At 44.4% G+C, this 24,260-nt stretch carries 21 protein-coding genes; 17 read left to right on the top strand and 4 right to left on the bottom strand.

Annotated features, from left to right (window positions below):
- Positions 1 to 10: 10 nt before the first annotated feature.
- The 10 genes from AAEO56_RS11460 (at position 11) to tsf (ending at position 12,209) form a co-directional block, all read left to right on the top strand.
- The gene (locus AAEO56_RS11460; protein ID WP_341697195.1) at positions 11 to 1,555 is read left to right on the top strand and encodes a RagB/SusD family nutrient uptake outer membrane protein; all 1,545 of its coding nucleotides are present in this window, start codon (positions 11 to 13) and stop codon (positions 1,553 to 1,555) included.
- Between the two features lie 17 nt (positions 1,556 to 1,572).
- Positions 1,573 to 2,694, top strand: a complete 1,122-nt coding sequence (locus AAEO56_RS11455; protein ID WP_341697194.1) for a SusE domain-containing protein — start codon at positions 1,573 to 1,575, stop codon at positions 2,692 to 2,694.
- Between the two features lie 53 nt (positions 2,695 to 2,747).
- Positions 2,748 to 5,573 (top strand): alpha-amylase family glycosyl hydrolase, encoded by a 2,826-nt coding sequence (locus AAEO56_RS11450; protein ID WP_341697193.1) that lies wholly within the window; start codon positions 2,748 to 2,750, stop codon positions 5,571 to 5,573.
- Positions 5,574 to 5,657: 84 nt separating this feature from the next.
- Positions 5,658 to 8,081 carry an alpha-amylase family glycosyl hydrolase gene (locus tag AAEO56_RS11445; protein WP_341697192.1) on the top strand — a complete coding sequence of 808 codons (2,424 nt, stop codon included), beginning with the start codon at positions 5,658 to 5,660 and terminating at the stop codon, positions 8,079 to 8,081.
- Positions 8,082 to 8,344: 263 nt separating this feature from the next.
- Positions 8,345 to 8,833, top strand: coding sequence for a hypothetical protein (locus AAEO56_RS11440; RefSeq protein WP_341697191.1), 489 nt, complete (start codon positions 8,345 to 8,347; stop codon positions 8,831 to 8,833).
- Positions 8,834 to 9,031: 198 nt separating this feature from the next.
- The gene (locus tag AAEO56_RS11435; RefSeq protein WP_341697190.1) at positions 9,032 to 9,169 is read left to right on the top strand and encodes a hypothetical protein; all 138 of its coding nucleotides are present in this window, start codon (positions 9,032 to 9,034) and stop codon (positions 9,167 to 9,169) included.
- Between the two features lie 249 nt (positions 9,170 to 9,418).
- Entirely contained in the window at positions 9,419 to 9,874 is a 456-nt protein-coding gene (gene rplM, locus AAEO56_RS11430; RefSeq protein WP_341697189.1) for a 50S ribosomal protein L13, read from the top strand.
- A complete protein-coding gene (gene rpsI / locus AAEO56_RS11425; protein WP_341697188.1) occupies positions 9,875 to 10,261 on the top strand; it encodes a 30S ribosomal protein S9 in 387 nt (128 codons plus the stop codon).
- 182 nt (positions 10,262 to 10,443) lie between these two features.
- Positions 10,444 to 11,283: a 30S ribosomal protein S2 gene (rpsB, locus tag AAEO56_RS11420; RefSeq protein WP_341697187.1), complete on the top strand. Its 840-nt coding sequence runs from the start codon at positions 10,444 to 10,446 to the stop codon at positions 11,281 to 11,283.
- A gap of 101 nt (positions 11,284 to 11,384) precedes the next feature.
- Entirely contained in the window at positions 11,385 to 12,209 is an 825-nt protein-coding gene (gene tsf, locus AAEO56_RS11415; protein WP_341697186.1) for a translation elongation factor Ts, read from the top strand.
- A gap of 140 nt (positions 12,210 to 12,349) precedes the next feature.
- Here the strand turns inward: tsf and ald are convergent, their stop codons facing one another.
- Positions 12,350 to 13,444 (bottom strand): alanine dehydrogenase, encoded by a 1,095-nt coding sequence (gene ald / locus AAEO56_RS11410; protein WP_341697185.1) that lies wholly within the window; start codon positions 13,442 to 13,444, stop codon positions 12,350 to 12,352.
- 184 nt (positions 13,445 to 13,628) lie between these two features.
- On the opposite strand from ald, the gene AAEO56_RS11405 reads away from it, so the two are divergent.
- Complete coding sequence (locus AAEO56_RS11405; protein ID WP_341697184.1) at positions 13,629 to 14,240, top strand: hypothetical protein; 612 nt, start codon at positions 13,629 to 13,631, stop codon at positions 14,238 to 14,240.
- Between the two features lie 104 nt (positions 14,241 to 14,344).
- On the opposite strand, the gene AAEO56_RS11400 is transcribed toward AAEO56_RS11405, so the two are convergent.
- A complete protein-coding gene (locus AAEO56_RS11400; protein WP_341697183.1) occupies positions 14,345 to 15,901 on the bottom strand; it encodes a T9SS type A sorting domain-containing protein in 1,557 nt (518 codons plus the stop codon).
- A gap of 302 nt (positions 15,902 to 16,203) precedes the next feature.
- On the opposite strand from AAEO56_RS11400, the gene AAEO56_RS11395 reads away from it, so the two are divergent.
- Together AAEO56_RS11395 and AAEO56_RS11390 are read left to right on the top strand one after the other, a co-directional pair.
- On the top strand, positions 16,204 to 16,866 hold the full coding sequence (locus tag AAEO56_RS11395) for a queuosine precursor transporter (RefSeq protein ID WP_341697182.1): 663 nt from the start codon (positions 16,204 to 16,206) through the stop codon (positions 16,864 to 16,866).
- Entirely contained in the window at positions 16,863 to 17,423 is a 561-nt protein-coding gene (locus tag AAEO56_RS11390; RefSeq protein ID WP_341697181.1) for a DNA-3-methyladenine glycosylase I, read from the top strand. The genes AAEO56_RS11395 and AAEO56_RS11390 overlap by 4 nt, the downstream gene beginning before the upstream one ends.
- Before the next feature lie 306 nt (positions 17,424 to 17,729).
- Here AAEO56_RS11390 and AAEO56_RS11385 read toward each other — a convergent pair whose 3' ends face one another.
- The gene (locus AAEO56_RS11385) at positions 17,730 to 18,884 is read right to left on the bottom strand and encodes a WG repeat-containing protein (protein ID WP_341697180.1); all 1,155 of its coding nucleotides are present in this window, start codon (positions 18,882 to 18,884) and stop codon (positions 17,730 to 17,732) included.
- Between the two features lie 244 nt (positions 18,885 to 19,128).
- Positions 19,129 to 20,445 carry an adenosylhomocysteinase gene (ahcY, locus tag AAEO56_RS11380; RefSeq protein WP_341697179.1) on the bottom strand — a complete coding sequence of 439 codons (1,317 nt, stop codon included), beginning with the start codon at positions 20,443 to 20,445 and terminating at the stop codon, positions 19,129 to 19,131.
- A 134-nt stretch (positions 20,446 to 20,579) separates the two neighbouring features.
- Here ahcY and AAEO56_RS11375 point away from each other — a divergent pair, with 134 nt between their 5' ends.
- From AAEO56_RS11375 to arfB, 4 genes are all read left to right on the top strand, one after another.
- Positions 20,580 to 21,224 carry a 4'-phosphopantetheinyl transferase family protein gene (locus tag AAEO56_RS11375; protein ID WP_341697178.1) on the top strand — a complete coding sequence of 215 codons (645 nt, stop codon included), beginning with the start codon at positions 20,580 to 20,582 and terminating at the stop codon, positions 21,222 to 21,224.
- On the top strand, positions 21,224 to 21,859 hold the full coding sequence (gene pnuC, locus AAEO56_RS11370) for a nicotinamide riboside transporter PnuC (RefSeq protein ID WP_341697177.1): 636 nt from the start codon (positions 21,224 to 21,226) through the stop codon (positions 21,857 to 21,859). The genes AAEO56_RS11375 and pnuC overlap by 1 nt, the downstream gene beginning before the upstream one ends.
- Complete coding sequence (locus tag AAEO56_RS11365) at positions 21,820 to 23,721, top strand: DUF4301 family protein (RefSeq protein ID WP_341697176.1); 1,902 nt, start codon at positions 21,820 to 21,822, stop codon at positions 23,719 to 23,721. The genes pnuC and AAEO56_RS11365 overlap by 40 nt, the downstream gene beginning before the upstream one ends.
- 127 nt (positions 23,722 to 23,848) lie before the next feature.
- Positions 23,849 to 24,250 (top strand): alternative ribosome rescue aminoacyl-tRNA hydrolase ArfB, encoded by a 402-nt coding sequence (gene arfB / locus AAEO56_RS11360; RefSeq protein WP_341697175.1) that lies wholly within the window; start codon positions 23,849 to 23,851, stop codon positions 24,248 to 24,250.
- Positions 24,251 to 24,260: the final 10 nt, after the last annotated feature.

The following is a 24,260-nucleotide window of genomic DNA, read 5'->3' as shown; positions in this document are numbered from 1 at the left end:
TAAATTGAATATGAAAAATTTCAGAAATAAGATAATTTTAGGCTTTACCGCATTGGCACTCGGGATATCATCCTGTAGCAGTGACCTGGATACAAAGCCGAAGGTGGAGCTTTCGCTTGAAAACCTGCTGGCAAAAGACCCGCAGGCAGTAGAAGGCTTGCTTTCCAAAATGTATGGCGCTTTTGCACTATCCGGCCCCAGCGGCCCGGGAAGCTCTGATATCAGCGGAAATGCGGGTGAGACCGGTTTCCTCAGGGGTATCATTAACCTCCAGGAATTTACCGCAGACGGTATGAAGAACCGATGGGGTGATGATGGCCTTGACCAGCTTACCACAGCATCCGACTGGACTTCCAGAAACAAGTTTTTCCAGTACCTTTATGACAGGGTATATTATATCGTACCTCAAACCACCAACATCATACTTGCCCTGGAAAATGTAGACGTGGCAAATGAAGAGCAGATAAAAAGTGAACTTCGCTTTATTAGGGCGCTTTCTTACTACTACATGATCGATTGCTTTGGAAAAGGCGTTCTTGTGAATGAAAGTAATTATGGTACTACTTCACCACTTCCTGAAGCTTCGAGAACTGAGCTGTTCAACTATGTTGAAAGCGAGCTGCTTGCTATTGAGCCTTCAATGCCTGTAACAAATTCCTACGGAAGGGCAAATAAATCGGTAGTGCGCATGCTGCTTGCAAAACTGTACCTTAATGCAGAAGTGTATACCGGCACCGCCCGTTGGAGTGATGCGCTGAACTATACTTCTCTTGTTATCAACGAGGGCGGTTATACGCTTGCTCCTAATTTTGTGAGTGTATTCAGTGGCGACAATAACACGTCTTCTGAGATTATATTCCCGCTGATAGCCGATCCGGTAGTAAGCCAGAGTTTTGCTAACACCACTTACATAGTAAACGGTTCACTGGGTACCGAAACTATGCCAATAGGCACTTTTGGTGCAACAGAAGGCTGGTCCGGCCACAGGGCAACCAAAGCATGGTATTCGCTGTATGGAGATCTTGAAACTTCACCTGATGACAGGGCTAAGCTTTTTTGGACCACAGGACATAACTATGAGATGACCAATTATAAAACATGGATTGACGGATACCCTTCGATCAAGTTCAGGAATACCAATTTCAACGGTACATCTAATGCAACACAATTTTCTCCTACCGATTTCCCATTGTTCAGGCTTTCTGATGCTTACCTTATGTATGCAGAGTGCGTAGTGCGTGGCGGAGGTGGCTCTTCCTCGGATGCGCTTACCTATGTGAACAATGTAAGGGCAAGGTCGCATGCACCGGCTATTACTGCCAGTGAGCTTAACCTGAACTTCATCCTTGATGAAAGGGCGCGCGAGCTTAACCTTGAAGGCCACAGGAGGACAGACCTTATCCGTTTCGGTAAATTTACAGGCGGAAGCTATGTATGGCCATGGAAGGGCAACAGCGCAAACGGCGTAGCGATCCCTTCTACTTATAATGTTTTCCCTATCCCTCAAATTGCGTTGGAAGCGAATCCTAATTTATCACAAAACCCAGGTTACTAACATATAACACTAAAGAAATGAAAAAAATATTTAATCTATCAATTGTGACATTGCTGTTTTTATCAGTAATGTCGTGTACTACGGATGACAACAAGATTTTAGTTGACAAATCGACAAATCCTGTACTTATTGCCCCAGAGCAAGGCGCGAGCATCGTAATTAATCCTAATGCTCCCGAAGCTGTTGCGCTAACCCTTGTATGGGACCATGCTGCTTACAGCGTGGATACACAAATCGATTATTCGTTAGAAATCGCTGCTGCGGGTACTAATTTTGCCGATCCGATTGAAATAGCGAATACACAAAACCGTTTCTCGGTACTTTCTGGTGCTGAACTCAGGAACTTGCTGACAGATGCTGCTCCTGAAGGATTAGGCCTTACCGATGAAGCGCCTGCAAACATCGAAGTGCGTGTTACAGCTACTATTGGTGACAATTCCGACCTTCCAATGGTATCTGACGTATTGCCTTTAACTATTGTTTTTGGTACAGGTGGAGAACCTGAACCTGTAGATCCTGTGCTTTTCCTTGTAGGCGCACCACAGGCATATTACGGCCTTGGCGCATGGGACAATACTACCGCTATGCCAATGCGTTATTTAGGGGATGGAACAACGCTTGTTTTTGAAGGGTATGTAAAGGTTGCTGCAGGTGAAGGCTTTAAATTCATAGGCCAGCAAGGAAGCTGGGATAATGGTAACTACGGAACTATCGGTGGCGTTCAGGATGGTAACCTGGAAAATTCAGGTGGCAGCGGCGACATAAAAGTGGCAGACAGCGATGGCCTTTACTATGTATGGGTAGATATTGATAACCTTCAGTACAAAGCAATTAAAATGCAGTGGGGTATTATTGGCGATGCAACTGCGGGCGCATGGACCGATGAAACGCCGATGACCTATGACTTTGCGACTAACAGCTGGTCTCTCACTACAACATTGGGTACAGGGGGCGTGAAATTCAGGAGTGGCAACACAGGGCAATATATCGCCAATAACGCATGGGAATTCAACGTGGGTGTAAGCGATCCAACTGTGACCTACAATCCTGCTTCGGGTAACTTCCCTGCAACTCCGGGCTCTTATACTGTTGGACTTACTGTGAATTTTGACGGTACAGCAGTAGTTACCGGGATATAATACTTAAAATATAAAAGGGCTGCTTGTCGGCCCTTTTTCTTATATATATTACTATGAAAAAATTTACAATACTATTTCTGCTATTAGGCTTTATAGGCTTTGCACAGGTGACCACGGTTCCTACCCCCGCACTTGCCGACCAGCCTTTAACTATTTATTTTAACAAGGCGGGAACGCCGCTTGCCAGTTATAACGGTACTATTTATGCCCATACCGGCCTTACCGTGAACGGAACCCAATGGTCGAACGTTATTGGCTCATGGGGAGTAGACAGCAGCCAGCCTGCCCTTACTTTAGATTCGGGCACTACCTACAAGCTGGTAATACCAAGCAACCTTTATACTTACTACGGTGTACCTACAACAAGCACTATAACACAAATATGCATTGTGTTCAGGGCAACAGGCCCTTCGGGATCTCCGCAGTCTGTAGACTATTTTGTAAACGTAGGCGCTTTCCAGGTAAACCTTACTGCGCCTGCTGCAGGCAGTACAACCATACTCAGCTCGGGAGGTAATATGAACGTTACGGCCAACAATACCGGCGGCCCGGCTAGTTACAACCTGAAGGCGAATGGTGTGAGCATTAATACCGCTAATAATGTTTCGACTTTTACTTATAACCATACCGGTATTACTTCCAACCAAAATTATGAGTTGGTAGTAACGCAGGGTACGAATGTTATAACCAAAAATTTCTCTGCAATCGTAAACCCGAATACAGTAACCGCAGCAATGCCTGCCGGCATGCGCGACGGTATCAATTACAATACCGGCGATGCTACGAAAGCTACGCTTGTTTTGAATGCTCCGGGCAAAGATTTTGTGTATGTTGCAGGAAGCTTTAATAACTGGAATCCTTCTTCGGCGTATGCCATGAAAAAAGATCCGGGAGGAAAATTCTGGTTAGAGCTTACGGGCCTTACATCGGGACAGGTAAATACATTCCAGTATTGGGTTGTTGACCAGACTCCTGTTGCCAACTCGCCAATGCTTGTAAAAGTAGCCGACCCGTTCTCTACACTTGTACTTTCACCGGATGACGACCCGTATATTACTGCAACAACTTATCCCGGCCTGCCTGCATATCCGGCAGGACAGCGTTTTGACGTAAGCGTATTGCAGACAGCGCAGCCGTCTTATCCGTGGCAGGTTGCCAATTTTGGAAAACCGGCCAAAGAAGACCTTGTCATCTATGAATTGCTTATAAGGGATTTTACTGAAGAAAAAACCTGGGATGCACTAAGCGCCAAGATTGATTATTTTAAAAATCTTAATATCAATGCTATTGAGCTTATGCCTATCATGGAATTTGAAGGCAATATTTCGTGGGGTTATAACACTACCTTCCACATGGCTAATGATAAAGCTTACGGTACCGCAAACTCTATGAAAGCGTTTATTGACCTTTGCCACGAAAATGGTATTGCCGTAATTCTTGACGTAGCGCTTAACCACGTATATGGCCGCTCTCCCCTTGCACGCATGTGGGTAAACGATCCTGACGGCGATGGTTATGGCAACACAACAACAGAGAACCCTTATTGTAATGTTGTTGCTACACACTCGTACAGTGTGGGTACCGACCTTAACCACCAGTCGGCCCTGACGCAGTACTATGTTCAGAGGACAATTGAACACTGGATAACTGATTTCCATATTGACGGTTTCCGTTGGGACCTTACAAAAGGTTTTACGCAAAACTGTACCAATAACGAAACATGTACCAACAATTACCAGGCCGACAGGGTTGCTATATTGAAAACCTATGCCGATATGCAATGGGCTTTAGACCCTACTTTCTATGTAATTTTTGAGCACCTTGGTGTCGGAAGCGGGGCAGGCAGCTCTGCAGCTGAAGAGACAGAGTGGGCCAACTACCGCGTAGGCGAAGGAAAAGGTATCATGCTATGGGGTAAAATAACCGACCCGTATAATCAAAATACAATGGGATTTGGAACCAACAGTAACTTCAACTCTATTGATTTTGAGAACAGAGGCTACAGCCAGCCAAGGCTTGTAGGATTTGCTGAAAGCCATGACGAGGAAAGGCTGATGTACAAAAATCTTCTATACGGCGGCACCTCCGGATCGTATGATGCGGGCGACCTTACTACGGCGCTAAACAGGATGAAGGCGTTCGGATCTGTATTCCTTACTATACCGGGCCCGAAAATGATCTGGGAATTCGGCGAGCTTGGTTACGAATTCAGCATTAACCGCTGCGAGGACGGAACCATCAACAATGGCTGCCGTACCAACCCTAAGCCAATAGCTTTTGAGCTTGGCTATGATATGAATGCTGAAAGAATGTCGCTGTACAATGTTTGGGCAAAAATGCTGAAACTGCGTAAGGAAAATGCTGTTTTCCATACCAACACCTTCACCGTAGCATCGGGCAACCTGCTGCCAAGGCTTGATATATGGAATGACGCAATGACTACAGCACAGTTAAAAAATGTTATTGTCCTTGCCAATTTCAACCTTACGGCGCAGTCGGTTAATACCAACTTCCCGTTTGGAGGAACATGGTATAACCTTATGGATAATAGCACTTTTGACGGCTCTATAACAAGCATTACGCTTCAGCCGGGCGAGTTCAGGATATTTGGGAACCAGGCAGCTACAGTGCTTGGCAACGATACATTTACTGCTGAAAAAATCGCATTGTATCCCAACCCTGCAAAAAACCAGTTTACACTTAGTACAGCTGCAGAAAAAGTGGAAGTGTATGCCATAACCGGACAACTGGTAAGATCTTTTGGTGCGGCAGAGGCAAACACATCATTTGATGTGAGCAGCCTGGGCAACGGCATGTATATGGTAAAAGTTACCGATACAGCCAATCGCCATAGCACTATGAAGCTTGTAAAAGAATAGTTTGAGTTAGTTTTTATAAGTTATGTTTCTAAGGCCTGCGTTAAAAAGCAGGCCTTTTATTTAAATCTCCATTACATTTATGCTATGAAAAATTGGTCACAAAAAATACTTTCCTGCTTTATAGTGATGTTTACCTTCTCTATAGTGCAAGCGCAGACTACAAGTGTGCAGTTCCAGGTGAATATGAACCAGCAGATCGCGCTGGGCAATTTTAACCCCGGCACGCAGACTGTAGATATTGCGGGAACCTTTAATAACTGGGGGGCACCTACAACCGTGTTGTCCGATACCGACAGCGACGGTATATATACCGCGGCTGTAACGCTTACAATTGGCGCTACTATCCAGTTCAAAACCCGTATCAATGCCCTCTGGAATGGCACCGAGGAATTCTCCGGCGGAGGCCCGAACCGCAACTATATGGTTGTGGCAAACGGTGTGGTGTCCTATTGGTATAATGATATACTATCACCCGATATGCTGGCTATAGCGGTACAAGCGAGCGCTTTTGTAGTACAGCCGGGACAAGCAGTGCAGTATTTAGACCAGTCGGCCGGCAATCCTGTTTCATGGCAATGGACCATGCCCGGGGCAACCCCCGAGACATCGGACCTGCAAAACCCTGTAGTGACGTATGCCGCACCGGGTGTTTACAATATAACACTTACTGTTACCAATGAAGATGGCGATATAATGACGCAAACCTTTACCAATTTTATAAGGGTGGATGCCATGGAAACGCATTGGTGGAACGATCGTGTTTTCTACGAGGTATTTGTGCGCAGCTTTAAGGACAGCAATGGCGATGGGAAAGGCGATCTGCAAGGCCTCATCGACAAACTTGATTACCTGAATGACGGTAACCCTGCAACCACGACCGACCTTGGGATTACAGGTATATGGCTGATGCCGGTACAGCAGTCGCCATCCTACCATGGCTATGACGTGAGTAATTATATGACCGTTGAACAGGATTATGGCAACAACCCTAAATTTATCGAATTTATGCAGGCAGCACATGCGCGCGGCATAAAGGTGATCATCGATATGGTGATGAACCATACCAGCGACCAGCACCCCTGGTTTGTATCGAGCAAGAACCCGGCAAGCGACAAGCGTGACTGGTATATTTGGGAAGATACCGACCCGAACACGCCAGGCCCTTTTGCCAACGACCCCTGGCATGCCTCTAGCGGGGACTGGTACTATGGCGCTTTTACAGGCTCGATGCCCGACCTGAATTTTTACAACCCTGCTGTGCATACAGCATTTGAAGAGGTTGCCGAATTTTGGCTTAATGATATGGATGTGGACGGCTTCAGGCTGGATGCAGTGAAGTTTTTGCATGAAAATGGCACAATGACCCAAAACACACCTGAAACGATTGCCTACTGGCAGGAGTTCAGGGCTTATTATAAATCGGTGAAGCCTGATGCTTTTGCCGTGGGCGAGGCGTGGGACCTTACAAGTATCGCAGCACAGTATGTAAACAACAACGGCCTGGATTATTGCTTTGAATTTGAACTGGCCGACGCAATACTGAACGGCCTGAACAGCGGCAGCGCTGTAGACATTGCCGACCAGATGGAAGAGGTGATGAAGTCCTACCCGTTCCTTCAATTTGGCACAATGCTAAGCAACCACGATACGAACAGGGTGATGAGCACTTTCAGCAGTGATATGCCAAAAATGAAAGCAGCTTCTGCCCTTCTCCTTACGCTTCCCGGCATACCTTACATCTATTATGGCGAAGAGATAGGAATGACGGGCGTTAAGCCGGATGAGCTTATCAGGAAACCTATGCAGTGGTTCCCTGTCTCCGGCGCAGGCTTTACTACGGGAACGCCATGGCAGCCTATAAACGCCGACTACACAACCAAAAACGTAGCGGCACAGCAGGCCAACAGCACCTCGTTATGGAACCACTACCGGAACCTTATTTCAATGAGGCAAAGTGAGGATGCGCTGACAAAGGGCACCTTTAAAGCGGTAACACCATCATCGGCATCGGTATTTGCTTTTATAAGGCAGTATGAAAATGAAAACATTTTGGTAGTTGTCAATATGGGATATACTACACTTAACAATATTACAATATCTATGCCTGCCGGCGGTATGATTCCGGGAGACTACAATGCTGTTGAAATGATGGGTGGCGGGCAGATGAATATTGCAATAGGCAGCGACGGCGGTTTCTCCGGGCTTGCACTACAGCCTCTTGCCGCTAAAGGCGTGATGATTTACAAATTTGAGGCGCCACTCAGCACTAATGAAACAGAAAGTATTAAGGCAGCATTGTATCCTAACCCGGCAGATAATACATTCAGCCTTACGGTTGCGACAGAGAAAGCCGATGTATATACGCTAACCGGGCAACTGGTAAAAAGCTTTGGCGCGGCAAATGCGGGAACTGCTTTTGACATTAGCAGCCTTGCGAAAGGTATCTATATTGTAAAAGTAGCTGACAGTAACGGACGTATGAATACTGTGAAACTGGTTAAGGAATAATTTATTCGCGACAATAATGAATTGAAAGGCTGCCTGAAAGGGTGGCCTTTTCTATTTTAATGTTCATGTGAATCAAACATCCTTCCATTTCGAATGGAGCTTGCGGAGAGAGAAATCTCAAATTACAATCTGTAATCCAAAAGAGAACTCTGCCTGCGCTCGAAATGGAACATAAGAAACTTCATTTTTGTTATCGCTATCATAAATCCATAGCTTATAAGGCAGACATGCCGTATTTTTAAGGTTGCTTAAAATGAACGGATATGAAAAAGATAACACTTATACTATTTGCGGCTTTACTTTTTACCATGTGTAAAAGCACGAAAACGGCTACAGCGGGAGCATCTGAAACTAAAGTTGAGAAACCGGCCGAAGTGCAATACAGGGACGATTTCAGGGCGGCGTCTAAAAAAGAGAAAGCAAAAGTGCTGAAAGAATTGAAAGCAACAGCTGCCAAATATTCGGTAGTGATATTTACGCAAAACTTCAAGGGCGAAAAAATTACGGCAGCTAACGGGAACGGCCAGCTGTATAGCGGGTATGCAATTTCGAACCTGAAAACCGGTATTGCTGATAAAACCCGCATCGATAATACTGTTGACACTACTATATATGACAAGTCGGACAACAAAGAAGTTGTTATTGAGGCTAAAGAAGCGCAGAAGTACAAATTCATTTATGTAATGAAGAATCCCGGTGGGAAAGCGCCGTTTACAATAACGTACAGTAATACACTGAGGCCGTTGGAGTAGGCCCCCTAACCCCCGAAGGGGGAACTCCACTCATAACGGTTACATTGCTGAAACGAAATATTCTCTCCCCGCTCCGCAAAAGTCTCTGACTTTGTGGGTGTGTTTAAAGGTCTCCGCCCTTTATAGTGCATGTCGGAGACATGCCGTCGCTTCCACAAAGTCAGAGACTTTGCAGAACACTGATTAAACTACTAACAGTTGGCACTAACTGAAACAAAACGTCCTCTCCCCTTAGCCCTGACAGAGCCGGTATCCCCTGAGGAACGAAGGGATAAAGGCGATGGCAGGACCGGCGATGGCAAAGAAGCGCTTAGACGGCTGCTCCAGGCCCCCTAACCCCCAAAGGGGGAATTCCATTCTTGCCGGAAGTTAGCCACGTGCAGTAATTGCTACATTAAATGTATTAGCACTTTGCTGCATTAAATTCATTGTTACATTGGTATATTAGCTTTATCTTTACCGCTCTCATCTTCAAAAAATTATCTGTATAGAATAATTTTTTATACGTGTTTGAATTTCTAATAATTAATTGTACTTTTGCAACCCCTTTATTGGGGACGGAATGTTTAATTAAAATTATTTATTGTGAACACATTAAGCTACAAGACAGTTTCGGCTAACAAAGCTACTGCTCAGAAAGAGTGGATCGTTGTCGATGCTGAAGGTCATAATTTGGGCCGTTTTGCTTCTAAAGTTGCGATGCTTTTGAGAGGCAAATACAAAACAAATTATACCCCGCACGTTGACTGTGGCGATAACGTAGTTGTTATCAACGCAGAAAAAATCAACCTTACAGGTAACAAACTGGATGAGAAAACCTACATCCGCCACACAGGTTACCCAGGAGGACAAAGGACTTTAACTGCTAAAGTATTACAGGCGAAAAACCCTGCAATCTTAGTAGAGAAAGCTGTAAAAGGAATGCTGCCTAAAAACAAATTGGGCGCTGAGCTATTCCGTAATCTAAATGTATATGTAGGACCTGACCACAAACACGCGGCTCAGTCTCCTAAAACCGTTAATTTAAACGATCTAAAGTAAATGGCAACTATCCACAAAATCGGTAGGAGAAAAACCGCTGTTGCCCGTATTTACCTTACAGAAGGTACAGGTAAGATCACGGTAAACAAAAAAGAACTTGAAGTATACTTCCCAACTGCTACGCTACAGTACAAAGTACGCCAGCCGCTTTCTATGACGAACAACGTTGAAGGCTTTGACGTAAAAGTAAACGTATACGGAGGTGGTATTACAGGACAGGCTGAAGCTGTACGTATGGCTATCGCCCGCGCTATGTGCGAGGTTGATGCTGAAAACAGGGGAATCCTTAAACCAGAAGGACTATTAACAAGGGATCCGCGTATGGTAGAACGTAAGAAATTCGGCCAGAAGAAAGCCCGTAAGAGATTCCAGTTCTCTAAACGTTAATATTCTTATTGTCACCCTGAGCGCAGTCGAAGGGCGATCATTTTTATTATTGAAATTTAAAAACCTAGTTGTTGTTGCCCCGCTGAGGCGTGGGGTTAGTTTAGCATCTAAATGGTTAGGGCCAGCCACTGTGCGCCACCTGATCATTGCGCTTACTCAACAGAACGTAAACTATTACAAAAATGGCAAATAAAGTAGAAGTTAAAGACTTACTGGAAGCTGGTGTTCATTTTGGACACATGACCAGAAAATGGGACCCGAACATGGCCCCTTACATATACATGGAGCGTAATGGCATACACATTATCAACCTGTATAAAACTGCAGCTAAAATAGAAGAGGCTAACGAAGCCCTTAAAAAAATAGCAGCATCAGGCCGAAAAATCCTTTTCGTAGCCACAAAAAAACAAGCAAAAGACATCGTTGCTGAAAAAGCAGCGGCAGCAAACATGCCATACATCACTGAAAGGTGGCCGGGCGGTATGCTTACAAACTTCGTTACGATCCGTAAAGCCGTTAAAAAAATGGCGATGATCGATAAAATGAAGAAAGACGGAACATTTATGACACTTTCGAAAAAAGAGCGTCTTCAGGTTGATCGTCTTCGTGCTAAGCTTGAGAAAAACCTTGGTTCTATTGCTGACATGACAAGGCTTCCTGCCGCGTTATTCATCGTAGACATCAAGGCTGAACACATCGCAGTAAAAGAAGCTCAGAAATTAAACATTCCGGTTTTCGCAATGGTAGATACCAACTCTGACCCACGTCAGGTTGATTATGTTATCCCTGCAAATGATGACGCTTCAAAATCTATTGACAAAATCTTATCCCTTGTAACAGGTGCTGTTATCGACGGCCTTTCTGACAGGAAATCTGACAAAGATGACTTCCAGGATGACGCTGAAGGTGCTCCTGTAGCTGCTACGGCTCCTGTAGCTGCTGCACCGGTTGCCGAGGCTCCTGCTGCTGTAGAAGCTGAAGCTCCTGCACAAACAGAAGCTCCAACTGCTACTGAAGAATAAAGGTAACATTACAATAAAGCCGTTGTGCTGGTACATGCTTACTTTTGTAACATTATCAACATAACGGCTTATTTTTTTTATAACTAAAACTACAATTCAAAATGGCAAATATCACTGCTGCTGACGTAAATAAACTAAGAACAATTACAGGTGCCGGTATGATGGACTGTAAAAAAGCACTTGTTGAAGCTGATGGCGATTTCGATAAAGCAATCGAAAACCTTCGTAAAAAAGGACAAAAAGTTGCTGCTAACCGTGCTGACAGGGATTCTGCTGAAGGTGCTGTTATCGCTGTTGTTAATGCTGACAAAACGGAAGGCGTTGTTATCTCCCTTAACTGTGAGACTGACTTCGTTGCCAAAAACGATACTTTCGTGAAAATGGCTAACGATTTTGCTACACTTGCATTGGAAAGCGCTTCTTTGGAAGACCTTCTTGCAAAAGATTACAACGGACTTACTGTAGGCGAGAAACTTATCGAGCAGACAGGTGTTATCGGTGAGAAAATAGAAATAGGTTCTTTCGAAAAGCTGCAAGGAGCATTCGTTGGTTCATACATCCACGCAGGTAACAGGATCGCTACCCTTGTGTCTCTTTCTGCTAACGTAGAAGGCGCTGAAGAAGCTTCACGTAACGTTGCAATGCAGGCTGCCGCTATGGCTCCTATCGCTCTTAACGAAGACGGTGTTGACGCTGCTACTATTGAAAAAGAGATTGAGATCGCAAAAGACGTACTTCGTCAGGAAGGCAAGCCTGAGGCTATGCTTGACAATATCGCTAAAGGTAAACTTGGACGTTTCTTTAAAGACAACACCCTTGTTAACCAGGACTATATTAAAGACAACAAACTTAGCGTAAGCGAGTACATCAAATCTGTTGATTCAGGTTTGACTGTTACAGGCTTTAAAAGGGTTGCACTTGCGTAAGTAAGTAAAACATAAATATATCAAAAACCCCAAGCTGTAAAGTTTGGGTTTTTTTTATGCCCGCTTCCGGGCAGTACAAACAAACATATATAACTAACGAACACTGCTTCCGTAGGGAAGCAAATCAGACAAACTAAAATTTAAACCAGAATATTTTCAAAAGCCCTGTTGATTTCCTCTATCACCACTTCGCCTTTCACTATGTTCAGGCCCCGTCCTAAGTCAGGATATTTTTCGCAGGCTTTTTCCCAACCCAGGTTGGCCAGCTTTAGCACATACGGCAAGGTTACATTCGTAAGGGCTAATGTAGAGGTATAGGGCACAGCACCCGGCATGTTGGCCACACAGTAATGCACAATATCATCGATGATATAGGTAGGGTTTTCGTGGGTCGTGGCGCGTGTAGTTTCGAAACAGCCGCCCTGGTCGACAGCCACATCTACCAGCACTGTCCCCGGGCGCATTTCCTTAAGCATGGCGCGGGTTATGAGGTTGGGCGCCTTGGCTCCCGGAATAAGCACCGCACCAATGATCAGGTCATGGTCCTTTATGTGCTTTTTGATATTGTAAACGCTGGAAAACTCGGTAACCACGTGCGGTGGCATAACATCGTTGACATAGCGCAGGCGTTTCATGTTAATATCAAGTATCGTTACATGCGCGCCCAGGCCTGCCGCCATCTTGGCCGCCTGGATGCCCACTACACCAGCACCAAGCACTAAAACCCTTCCCGGAGGGACACCCGGAACACCGCCAAGCAGCACTCCCCTGCCCTTTATGGGTTTCTCCAGGTACTTGGCACCCTGCTGTATTGCCATACGGCCTGCCACTTCGCTCATTGGCGTAAGCAGCGGCAGGAACCCATCTTCATCGCTCACGGTTTCGTAGGCAATGCACACTGCCTTGCTTACGATCATGGCACGGGTAAGTTCTTCGCTGGACGCGAAATGGAAATAGGTAAACACTATCTGGCCTCTTTTGATAAGTGGGTACTCATACGGAGTTGGTTCCTTAACCTTCACGATCATTTCTGCAAGGGCATATATGGCTTCAATTGTAGGAATAAGGACTGCACCTGCCTCACGATAATCTTCGTCAGAAAAGCCGCTGCCAACGCCTGCATCTTCCTGCACAAAAACTTCATGTCCGTAATTTACCAGTTCAAATACACCCGCCGGAGTAAGTCCGACACGGTTCTCGTTATTTTTAATTTCAGTCGGCACCCCTATTTTCATACTATTATAATTTTATATTTTAACAAATATAACAAATACACCCTATGTATTTTAGGGTTCAGTTTAAATTTTAATACAAAAAACAACAAACACCCCACCGAAAGATACACCTACCCTAAATTAGTCTTTTTGCATTTTCCTGGCGCATTATGTATATTCGGCTTTACATTTTTAAACTATCGCAATGAAATATCTCATATTGTACCTGCTTCTTATCATATCTGGCTGTAAAAATGAATCAGGAAATACACCTGCTTCCAAAGATGATGCAATGGAGGAAAATGCAGACACTGTAGAAACACCGTCAGGCCAAGCCGAAACACCTACCCCAACAGATGAAGCAGTTGATATAAGCCTGTGGGATTTTAACGGTGATGGGCAACCTGACGATGAGATCACCGTACCCGTTGTTGAAGGTACGGGGAATCCTGTAGAAGACGGGACACCTGGCAAGTTCACCATAACATTTGACAACAAGACATTGCCGAACCTGGCTGTGGGCTGCTGCAACCCAATGCCGGTGGGCGAAGGCGACCTTAACGGCGATGGTGCTGCGGAACTATCTGTTTTCCAATCGCCGATGAACGGGTGCGTTTATACAATGACAACCTATACTTTCCGTAACGGGAAATGGCGGCAACTTTTTGAACCTTTCCTTGTACCGACAGGATGTGATGAAATCAGAATGGAAGATTTAGAGAAACTGGTTTATAGGAAAAATGGCAAGGTCTATATTATGGAAACCGATGTGAATGACGAGGATTTTAAAAAGAACCCAAAAGAAGTGAAGCTGTGAATTGTTTGCGAAGGACATTGTAGCTTATAAGAAAAAGCCACTAATCCCTTAAATGCACAGAAAATTGGTACAATTCAGGAAATTCGTGGCTTTATAGGAGTGTGTTACAGCTTCACTATTTTTTGAGATGCCGTACCGCTATCAGACACTACACTTAAAATATAGCTTCCTGCTGCAAGCCCGCTAAGCGATATGCTGCCTGTAAAGCCCTCACGCATCTGGCTGAATACCACCTGCCCCTGCATGTTGTATACCTTTGTGGCACAGGTTCCCGCCGGCAACGGTATGTTAACAACCTCAGTTACCGGGTTAGGATATACCATAAATGCGGGTAATTGGCTACCTTTAACGCTCGCGGTATCATCATTTCTAAACCTGCAGATGATCATCTTCATCTCGTCAGTACTGCTTATACCTGTAAACCCGGCAGTCAAAATCCGTCCGTCTTCTGTTTGGGTTATGTCTTCCAGGTAGTTTAAATAGTCGCCTTCAGAGTTTGTAAAATCAAAGAGGAGCCTGCCGTTTTCGCCGAAATCCGTGTCTGTTTCGCCATTACCGTTAAAACGTGTCATGTAGTAGGAGGTGCGGATGTAAGGGTATGGGTAAGAAGCATTCCCGCCTGCCAGAATTTTGCCGTTGCTTTGCAGGTGCAACGATGTGAACTGGTCATTTGCGTTATATACTGTGGGTAAAATCACTTTCCCGTTTGTCCCAAAGGTACTATCCGGGGCTCCATTGGCATTTAACCTTACAACTGCCGGGCTGTTTGAATTATAGCCCCCGGTGCCAGTAAGTCCTATTGCATATCCAGCCGCCACTAATTTCCCGTCGGGCTGCATAGCAATTTCCTGAAAGCTTCCATTGCCCTCATCAGGCGAAAGGGGAACTATAGCCACTCCGCTATTAGCAAAGGTAGTGTCAGGACTTCCGTCTTCATTAAAGCGGCTTACCACGGCATTTTTCATATCAAGATACGATTCGCCCGCTATAACGATTTTATTATCCGGCTGTACCAATACATCAAGGGCAAGGTCAAACTTATAGCTGGTAACATCGGCGTGCATCATGCCGTTATTGCCAAATGTGGTGTCCGGGGTGCCGTCGGGATTATAACGGTGTACCTGGTACACATTGATAACGCCATTCCAGTATTGGCCTACAGCCACAATCTTCCCGTTTGGTGCAATAGCCATACAGCTAATGTATTGCAGGCCGGGGGATACAACGCCATTGCTGCCAAAAGTTGTATCCGGAGATCCGTCGGCGTTAAGGCGCCTCACTTCTCCCTGCCCGTTTATAGAGCCGCTTACCATAATTTTCCCGTCAGGCTGTGCCTTAAGTCCTGTTATAAAACAATTCAACGCTGACGGATTGCCAAAATAAACAATGCCATTGTTGCCAAAAGAAGTGTCGGCATTGCCATTCTCAAGGTGTTTGTTAACAAATGCCCCAAGAAATGCGCCGTTGTAGTCCTGCGAATAGTTAAACCCGGCAGTAAGTACAGCTCCGCCGGGCAGGGCGGCAATACGATAAGCACGGGTCATCTGTTCCTGTACGTAAAGTGATTTTTTACCCGTACCGGCAAAAGACGTGTCAAAAGAACCTGGCTGCGCTAAAGCAACTATGGGGGCGCATAACAGCGGTAGTAAGATTTTTTTCATAAATGTTAACGGTTGGTTTGATTATCAGATGCAATTTATGTTAAATGGTTGCGTCTGTACCATAATTTCAGAATGTTGGTTACTGAAATTACAGTCATCAAAATTATCGTTTACACCGGATAGATCATTCTGTCGATACCACTATTACTGACGTATAATAGCTTTCCTCACCATTCAATAAATAAGTGTTATTTCATCTTATATTTTGTGCAAGTTAAGATCTTAGCAATATTGACAATGGGTTATGACAAATTACACACTGTTAAACTATTTCGTATATTTGAAACTACCAATATTACAGTATGTTCGAAACCCGAAAACACCTTATTTATACCATCCTTGCCGGGATTTTTATCACCAATGCCGTTGCAGCCGAACTTATTGGCCCCAAACTCATTTATGTTGGCTCGGCACTTATGAGTGTAGGTATACTGCCATGGCCGGTAGTATTTATCACCACCGACCTAATCAACGAATATTTTGGAGAAAAGGGCGTGAAACGATTATCGCTTATTACGGCGGGCCTCATTGCTTACGTGTTCGTTTTACTATTTATAGCCATTAGAATTCCGGCGGCCTCTGGCCCTAATTTTGTAACTGATGGACAATTTACGGCCATATTCGGGCAGGGGATGCTTATAATCCTGGGCAGTATTACAGCCTTCCTGGTATCTCAGCTTATAGATGTAACGCTGTTCCATTTTGTAAAGAAAAAAACCGGGAACAAAATGCTGTGGCTGCGCAGTACCGGATCAACTGTTATCTCGCAGTTTTTCGACAGCTTTATTGTGCTCGGTATCGCTTTTTACCTTCCCGGCAAAATGAATACGGAACAATTTATAGCTTCGGGTTTTACCGGTTATTTTGTAAAGCTGCTCATCGCTCTTGGCCTTACTCCGGTAATTTACCTTGCACACGCTATGATCGATAAATTCCTTGCTAAAGACACACTAAAAGAAATATGAGCGATAAAATAAGATGCCGGTGGTGCGTAGGCGATGCGCTTTACGAAAAATACCACGACGAAGAATGGGGACAGCCTGTTTATGAAGACGGCAAACTCTTCGAGTTCCTGCTCCTGGAGACGTTCCAGGCAGGACTGAGCTGGATTACTATACTGCGCAAGCGCGAGAATTTCCGGCGTGCGTTTGATAATTTTGACTACAAAAAGATCGCTAACTACGGTCAGAAAAAATCTGACGAATTGCTTCAGGACGCAGGTATCATCCGCAACAGGCTGAAAGTAGCCGCTGCCATATCCAACGCGCAGGCTTTTATGAAACTACAGGAGGAATTTGGCAGTTTTTCCAATTACTACTGGAAGTTTACCGACGGCAAGCCCATTGACAATAAATTCACTTCGATGGGACAGATTCCGGCCACCACCCCGCTTTCTGACGCGATAAGCAAGGACATGAAAAAACGCGGGTTCAAGTTTGTGGGCTCAACCGTTATCTATGCGAATATGCAGGCTACCGGTATGGTGAACGACCATATCATGGAGTGCTGGACTCGTGGGTGATTTCAGATTTCAGATTTTTTGATTTCAGATTGAGCTACACTCAAAAATTTCAGATTTTAGATCGTAGATTTCAGATTAAGATGCACTCTTAACTTTAAGGCCTCACCCCCGACCCCTCTCCAAAGGAGAGGGGAGCGAAGAACGGGTACTTCCCGAAATAGTATCCTATAAACTCTGAGTGAAGCTACTCCCTCTCCTTTGGAGAGGGCTGGGGTGAGGTCAGGCAGAACCCCCGCAGTTCAGTGAGGGTCATGGTCTTGTAGTCTAATATCTAACGATCCAAAAATCTTAGTAAAAGATAGCCATCTAAAACAATCGGTGGCCTTTTTTATCTATGTAAAACCATACTCCATTTTGCTTAACCAAAGCTACACCGTCGCTAAAGCCATACAGATCTTCATACACTTCGGGAAACAGCACGTTCCCTTTTATATCTAAAAATTGTGCTTTACCGTTGGCTATAACACCAAGGATTCCTTCGCCAACCTGTATTTGATCATAAACCGGGGGGATGACTATTTTGCCTTTTTTATCGATACAGCCTAACTTATGCTCGATACTCACCCGTCCAAGTCCATCGTAAAAACTATAAACATTGCTATATTGTATCGGGATAACCATCTTTCCTGCCTTATCGATAAAACCGTATTTATCATTTAAGCTTACCGCCGCCAGCCCGTCCTTAAAATCGGGGTAACCATCATATAATAAAGGAATAACCTCTTCGCCTTTCCGGTTGATAAAACCGTGCTTTTCATCCAGTTCGACCATTGCCAGGCCATCGCTGAAAAAAAACACATAGTTGTATTTGGGCTGAATTACGATATTTCCCTGCTTATCTATACAGCCGCTTTTCCCGCCTATCTCGATGGACGCAAGTCCGTCATTGAATGAAGAGAGGCTGGTACAGTTATGGCGGACAGGTTTCCTGTTATTCACTTTATCCACGATAAACCAACTGCCCTTTTCTTTTATAGCTGTTACTTCTTCCATAAAATCGCTGGCACTATCGCAGGTTACGGGTATAATTTCCATACCTTTTTCATCAATAAATCCCCACTTTCCATCCAGCTTTACCATTGCCCTGCCATTTTGGAAATCGGTCGCAAAGTCATACTTTAACGACGCTATTTCTTTACCTGTAACATCAACAAATCCGTACTTTTCATTTTTTTGGACCATCGCAAATCCGTTGCTGAAATCATGCGCATTGTCATATTGGCACGGTATTGTAATATTTCCTTTTTTGTCTATGAAACCATATTTTTTATCTTTTACTACCATTGCAAATCCGTTCTTAAAAGGATACAGATGTTGGTATGCCGATAACGGATCATTGCTCTGTTCCTGATCCAAATTTTGAGCAAGCTCGCTATTCCTCTTAGCAGTGCTGCCATGCCCGCAACCTGAGAACATAGCCAATAGTGAAAGTAGCGCAACTGTTATTTTCTTAATATTCATAGATCTTTTTATATATTTCCTTATTACTCAGAATTGTTCGGGCGCTAATTTAAGTATAATATCGATTTCGATTGAATTTCAGACGGCAACATCTTCAGTTTCCATTTTGAAATTGAAAAAATCAGATTTTATTATTACCATAATCCGGATTGGACACGGCATGGTAATAACATAAAAACAAAAACCCTCGCCATAAGCGAGGGTCATATTGTCTTGTAGTCTAATATCTAATGATCCGAAAATCTTAGTAACGGTAATACTCCGGTTTGTATGGTCCCTGTACTTCCACACCAATATAATCAGCCTGGTCTTTACGAAGTGTTTCCAGCTCCACGCCTAGCTTGGCAAGGTGAAGCGCTGCAACTTTTTCGTCAAGGTGCTTAGGCAGCATGTATACTTTGTTCTCGTATTTATCAGCGTTAGCCCAAAGCTCCAGTTGAGCAAGCGTTTGGTTCGTGAACGAGTTGCTCATTACAAAGCTTGGGTGGCCGGTAGCGCATCCAAGGTTTACAAGGCGGCCTTCGGCAAGGATAATGATATCTTTACCGTTGATAGTATATTTATCAACCTGCGGCTTGATCTCGATCTTGCTTGCGCCGTGGGTTTTATTAAGCCATGCCATGTCGATCTCGTTATCAAAGTGGCCGATGTTGCAAACCACAGTCTTGTCTTTCATTTTTTCGAAGTGGCTTCCCACAACGATGTCTTTATTACCTGTGGTAGTGATGATGATATCGGCAGTAGCGATAACAGTGTCCAGCCTTTTTACCTCAAAACCGTCCATGGCAGCCTGAAGCGCGCATATTGGGTCGATTTCGGTAACAGTCACGATAGAACCTGCACCACGGAAAGAAGCGGCAGTACCTTTACCTACGTCGCCATAACCGCATACGATAACCCTTTTGCCCGCAAGCATAAGGTCGGTAGCACGGCGGATAGCATCCACGGCGCTTTCTTTACAGCCGTATTTATTATCGAATTTCGATTTTGTAACGGAGTCATTCACATTAATAGCCGGCATAACAAGCGTACCGTTTTTCATCCTTTCGTAAAGGCGGTGTACTCCTGTAGTAGTCTCCTCGCTAAGGCCTTTAATGCCTGCAGCAAGTTCAGGGAAACGGTCGAATACCATATTGGTAAGGTCGCCACCGTCGTCAAGGATCATGTTAAGAGGCTCACGGTCTTCGCCAAACCAAAGGGTCTGCTCGATACACCAGTCAAATTCCTCCTCATTCATGCCTTTCCAGGCATATACCGATATTCCGGCGGCGGCAATGGCAGCAGCGGCATGGTCCTGTGTAGAGAAAATGTTGCATGAACTCCAGGTAACCTCTGCGCCAAGTGCAACAAGGGTTTCTATAAGTACAGCTGTCTGTATGGTCATGTGAAGGCATCCTGCAATACGCGCGCCTTTAAGCGGCTGCGATGCGCCATAGTCTTCACGAAGTGCCATCAATCCCGGCATTTCTGCCTCAGCAAGGGTAATTTCTTTTCTTCCCCATTCGGCCAACGAAATGTCTTTAACTTTATAAGCCACAAAAGGCAATGTTTTAGTACTCATGAATATCGTATATTTGTGTTATAAAAATTTTTACAAATTTAGTGAATTGGTTTTTAATCAGGCACTTTAAAAATTAAATAATATACAGTTGCAAACAATATTGCTATTGCTGTTTGCTCATTAATTAACTACCAATGCCTCTATACAGATCTGTCACAATAGCCCCTGGTACGCAACTGCTTATCTGGAAAATAGCCGAAACCCTCGAAGAGCTGGCCGAAGGCGTGCACCTCAACAACGGGTGCGTAGCCAAAATGGACAAAATGAAATCGGAACAGCACCGCAAAGCGCTTTTGAGCGTTCGCAGGCTGATGCAGGAAGTGGGCTATAGCGATTTTGACCTGTATTATGGCCCTGACGGCAAGCCCCACCTGAAAGACGGCACGAATATCTCCATTACCCATTCGTATGCTTTTTCGGCGGTTATTATCGGGATCAGGAATACCGGTATTGACATTGAGCTGCAAAGAGAGAAAGTGATAACTATTGCCGACAAATTTATTGAACCTGAATTTGCCTATCTCGACCCGCTTCACCTGGAAGAGTATATGCGGAAGCTCATTGTTATATGGTGTGTAAAGGAAGCTGTATATAAAATGATATCGCGCAAACAGCTCAGCTTTAAGCAGCACATCGCCGTGCATCCTTTTGAAATGAAGGATATCACCGGCAAGGCAGGAGTAACTTTCGGGGAAATAGACTATGTATATTCCTTTTATTTCGAAGAGATCGAAGGCTTTACGCTTGCATACTGCCTTGATAATAACGGGAACGGGTAATGGACGAATTTTACGATCTGCTTTTCGGGCAGTATAAAGATTACAGTACACTGCACATAACGCTTGAGTTTATTGCGATACTCTTCGGAATCCTTAGTGTTATCTTTTCGGCAAGAAACCATGTGCTTGTTTATCCTACAGGCCTCGTGAGTACCATTATTTATGTGTATCTGCTTTTCCAGTGGAATTTATATGGCGAGACAATAATCAATGCTTACTACTTCTACATGAGCATTTACGGATGGATATTGTGGAGCAGGAAGGACAGCCAGCACCATGACCTGCTGCAAATAACCACGATGACGAAAGACGACAAGATTAAATCTTTGATAATTTTTACAGCTTCTGTCGCATTTATTTCAGTAGTATATATTTATTTTGATAAATTTACCCACCAATGGGCTTATATAGATACATTTATCACAGGCCTGTTCTTTGTAGGGATGTGGCTTATGGCGAAACGCAAGATAGAGAACTGGCTTTTTTTAATAGCCGGAGACATCATTGCTGTGCCGCTGTTTTTTATTAAAGGCTATACCCTCACGAGTATTTTAAATATATTTTTAACAGTAATCGCCATCATCGGCTACCTGTCATGGAAGAAAACATTACAAAACAAAAGTCGAATACAGTAACTATTACCCTATACAGCAGTAGTGCCGGGAACAGTAAAAAAATGGCGGAAGCGCTGCATACCTTTATTGACCCTGATGGCAACGATGCCCGTGAATTTGTTTTCCGGAACGAGTCTTTTACAAATGGGCTGGAAAACGTTGCACCTGATACCAACTTATATATCCTTGCCGGTAAAGCAGGCGATGCAGATATGGATAAGCTTGTGCACCAGTTGGAAAAAAAGGGTACTGAATATATTGTAATTCCTGGTGAAGGCGAAGGTCTTTTAGCTACTGCCAAAACCACACTGGCCGCACTGGAGAAGACCCTTGACCTGGGCTTTACCGTAAATGATTTTGTACAAATGGACCGTTGCGGCATCCCTATAGAAAAAGTGAGGACACACCTTGTTACTTTCAGGAATGGCATAGCTAAAATGGTACTTAAAAAACCCGCCGTACTGAGTGACGGTATCGTTGACCTTTATGAAGCAAAGGCCAGGGAACTTGCTGCTTATTTTGACCAGAGAAAAGACAGCCTGAAACTTATGAAATTCGTCCCTGCCTCGGGCGCTGCCAGCCGTATGTTTAAATTCGTATGCGAGTTTTTGGCTGAATTCGATGCAAAGAAAGAAACGATAAATGCTTATATTAATCGCCGTAAGGACGAAGCGCTGAAGGTTTTCCTTATTGGTATTGATAAATTTCCGTTTTTCAATGAGATCCTGAAAGTGGTGAAAGAGAACCCGGACTATGCCAGCCTGCCGAAAGACCTGCGCTATTTTAACTTTGTAAAAACCATGCTTACCCATAAGGCTTTCGACTATGCGAATAAGCCTAAGGGCATATTGCCATTCCACCAATATGGCGACTTTACAGCTACCCCTGTTTATGAACATTTAAAAGAAAGCGCTGCTTATGCCACCTCAAAAGGTGCCGCCGATGTGCATTTCACCATATCCGAAGAGCATCTGGACGGTTTCCTTGACGCCATTGAGGATGCAAAGAAAAAGGTGGAAGCAGAATATGGCATTACAATTAATTTCAGTTTCTCGTACCAGCATAAGCAAACCGACACGATATCGGTGGATATGAATAATGCGCCTTTCCGCAATGAGGACGGGTCGCTGCTTTTCAGGCCGGGCGGGCACGGAGCGCTTATTGAAAACCTGAACGAACTGGATGCCGACATTGTTTTTGTGAAGAACATCGACAATGTGAGCCATAATAATATTGAGACCATTGCCCTTTATAAAAAAGCGCTTGCCGGCCAGTTGCTGGAGTTGCAGGAGCAGGTTTTTGCATGCCTTACTCAAATAGAACAGGGCGGTGTAACCGAGCAGGAACTTAAGAATATGTTCGCATTTGCTATGGCGAAACTATCCATCGACATACCGGAGGAGATCATGAAATTCACCCCGGAACACCGACTGGAATTTGCTAAAAAAATATTCAACCGTCCGATACGCATCTGCGGGATGGTAAAGAACGAAGGCGAACCCGGTGGCGGCCCTTTCTGGGTAAAAGGAGACAACGGAAGCCTTTCGCTCCAGATCGTGGAAAGTTCGCAGATCGACCTGGAAAATACTGCACAAAAGGAAATCCTGGCAGCATCGAGCCACTTTAACCCGGTAGACCTTGTGTGTGGGCTTAAGAACTATAAAGGAGAAAAATTCGACCTGAATGAATTCATCGACCCTTCTACAGGATTTATCGTTTATAAAAACAAAATGGGCAAAGACCTTAAAGGCTATGAACTCCCGGGACTTTGGAACGGCGCTATGGCAGGATGGATAACCGTATTCACTGAAGTGCCCATAGAGACCTTCAACCCTGTGAAAACCGTTAATGATTTGTTGAAACCGGCACACCAACCGCAATAGATATTTCAGATTTTAGATTGTAGATTTCAGATTTAGAAGTGGAATTATGAATAAAAAAACGAGATTTAGTTTAGTCGAAATGAGTGTAGCTCAATCTGAGATCTGAAATCAAAAATCTGAAATTAAAATGAACAGGGAAACCATCATACAGGAACTCGACTTTAAGGCCGTTCGCAGCAGCGGGGCCGGTGGGCAAAACGTAAATAAAGTGTCATCTAAAGTGGTGCTGAGCTTTAACCTGCCCAATTCGAGGTCACTTACCGATGAGGAGAAAGCCCTTGCCGAAATACGCCTTGCCAGCAAGCTTACCAATGAAAACATCCTAATACTGCAATGCGACGAAGACCGAAGCCAGCTTCGTAACAAAGACATCGTGATAAAGCGTTTCCTGATGATGATGGACAACGCTCTCAAAGAAGTCAAGCCAAGGAAGCCTACCAGGATCCCAAGGTCGGTCATCAAAAAACGCATTGAGAATAAAAGGAGGCAATCGGATATAAAGCAATCGCGGAGGAGACCGGATTTTTAGATTGTTGGAT

The sequence above is a fragment of the Flavobacterium arundinis genome, from assembly GCF_038289855.1.
Taxonomy (GTDB): domain Bacteria; phylum Bacteroidota; class Bacteroidia; order Flavobacteriales; family Flavobacteriaceae; genus Flavobacterium; species Flavobacterium arundinis.
The sequence above is the reverse complement of the archived record's forward strand: the minus strand, read 5'-3'. Positions and strand labels throughout refer to the sequence as shown.

What these genes read in the sequence shown, in the direction of transcription:
- AAEO56_RS11460 (WP_341697195.1), top strand. Translation starts at nt 11, where the DNA reads ATGAAAAATTTCAGAAATAAGATAATTTTAGGCTTTACCGCATTGGCA.
- AAEO56_RS11455 (WP_341697194.1), top strand. Translation starts at nt 1,573, where the DNA reads ATGAAAAAAATATTTAATCTATCAATTGTGACATTGCTGTTTTTATCA.
- AAEO56_RS11450 (WP_341697193.1), top strand. Translation starts at nt 2,748, where the DNA reads ATGAAAAAATTTACAATACTATTTCTGCTATTAGGCTTTATAGGCTTT.
- AAEO56_RS11445 (WP_341697192.1), top strand. Translation starts at nt 5,658, where the DNA reads ATGAAAAATTGGTCACAAAAAATACTTTCCTGCTTTATAGTGATGTTT.
- AAEO56_RS11440 (WP_341697191.1), top strand. Translation starts at nt 8,345, where the DNA reads ATGAAAAAGATAACACTTATACTATTTGCGGCTTTACTTTTTACCATG.
- rpsI (WP_341697188.1), top strand. Translation starts at nt 9,875, where the DNA reads ATGGCAACTATCCACAAAATCGGTAGGAGAAAAACCGCTGTTGCCCGT.
- rpsB (WP_341697187.1), top strand. Translation starts at nt 10,444, where the DNA reads ATGGCAAATAAAGTAGAAGTTAAAGACTTACTGGAAGCTGGTGTTCAT.
- tsf (WP_341697186.1), top strand. Translation starts at nt 11,385, where the DNA reads ATGGCAAATATCACTGCTGCTGACGTAAATAAACTAAGAACAATTACA.
- ald (WP_341697185.1), bottom strand. Translation starts at nt 13,444, where the DNA reads ATGAAAATAGGGGTGCCGACTGAAATTAAAAATAACGAGAACCGTGTC.
- AAEO56_RS11405 (WP_341697184.1), top strand. Translation starts at nt 13,629, where the DNA reads ATGAAATATCTCATATTGTACCTGCTTCTTATCATATCTGGCTGTAAA.
- AAEO56_RS11400 (WP_341697183.1), bottom strand. Translation starts at nt 15,901, where the DNA reads ATGAAAAAAATCTTACTACCGCTGTTATGCGCCCCCATAGTTGCTTTA.
- AAEO56_RS11395 (WP_341697182.1), top strand. Translation starts at nt 16,204, where the DNA reads ATGTTCGAAACCCGAAAACACCTTATTTATACCATCCTTGCCGGGATT.
- AAEO56_RS11390 (WP_341697181.1), top strand. Translation starts at nt 16,863, where the DNA reads ATGAGCGATAAAATAAGATGCCGGTGGTGCGTAGGCGATGCGCTTTAC.
- AAEO56_RS11385 (WP_341697180.1), bottom strand. Translation starts at nt 18,884, where the DNA reads ATGAATATTAAGAAAATAACAGTTGCGCTACTTTCACTATTGGCTATG.
- ahcY (WP_341697179.1), bottom strand. Translation starts at nt 20,445, where the DNA reads ATGAGTACTAAAACATTGCCTTTTGTGGCTTATAAAGTTAAAGACATT.
- AAEO56_RS11375 (WP_341697178.1), top strand. Translation starts at nt 20,580, where the DNA reads ATGCCTCTATACAGATCTGTCACAATAGCCCCTGGTACGCAACTGCTT.
- pnuC (WP_341697177.1), top strand. Translation starts at nt 21,224, where the DNA reads ATGGACGAATTTTACGATCTGCTTTTCGGGCAGTATAAAGATTACAGT.
- AAEO56_RS11365 (WP_341697176.1), top strand. Translation starts at nt 21,820, where the DNA reads ATGGAAGAAAACATTACAAAACAAAAGTCGAATACAGTAACTATTACC.
- arfB (WP_341697175.1), top strand. Translation starts at nt 23,849, where the DNA reads ATGAACAGGGAAACCATCATACAGGAACTCGACTTTAAGGCCGTTCGC.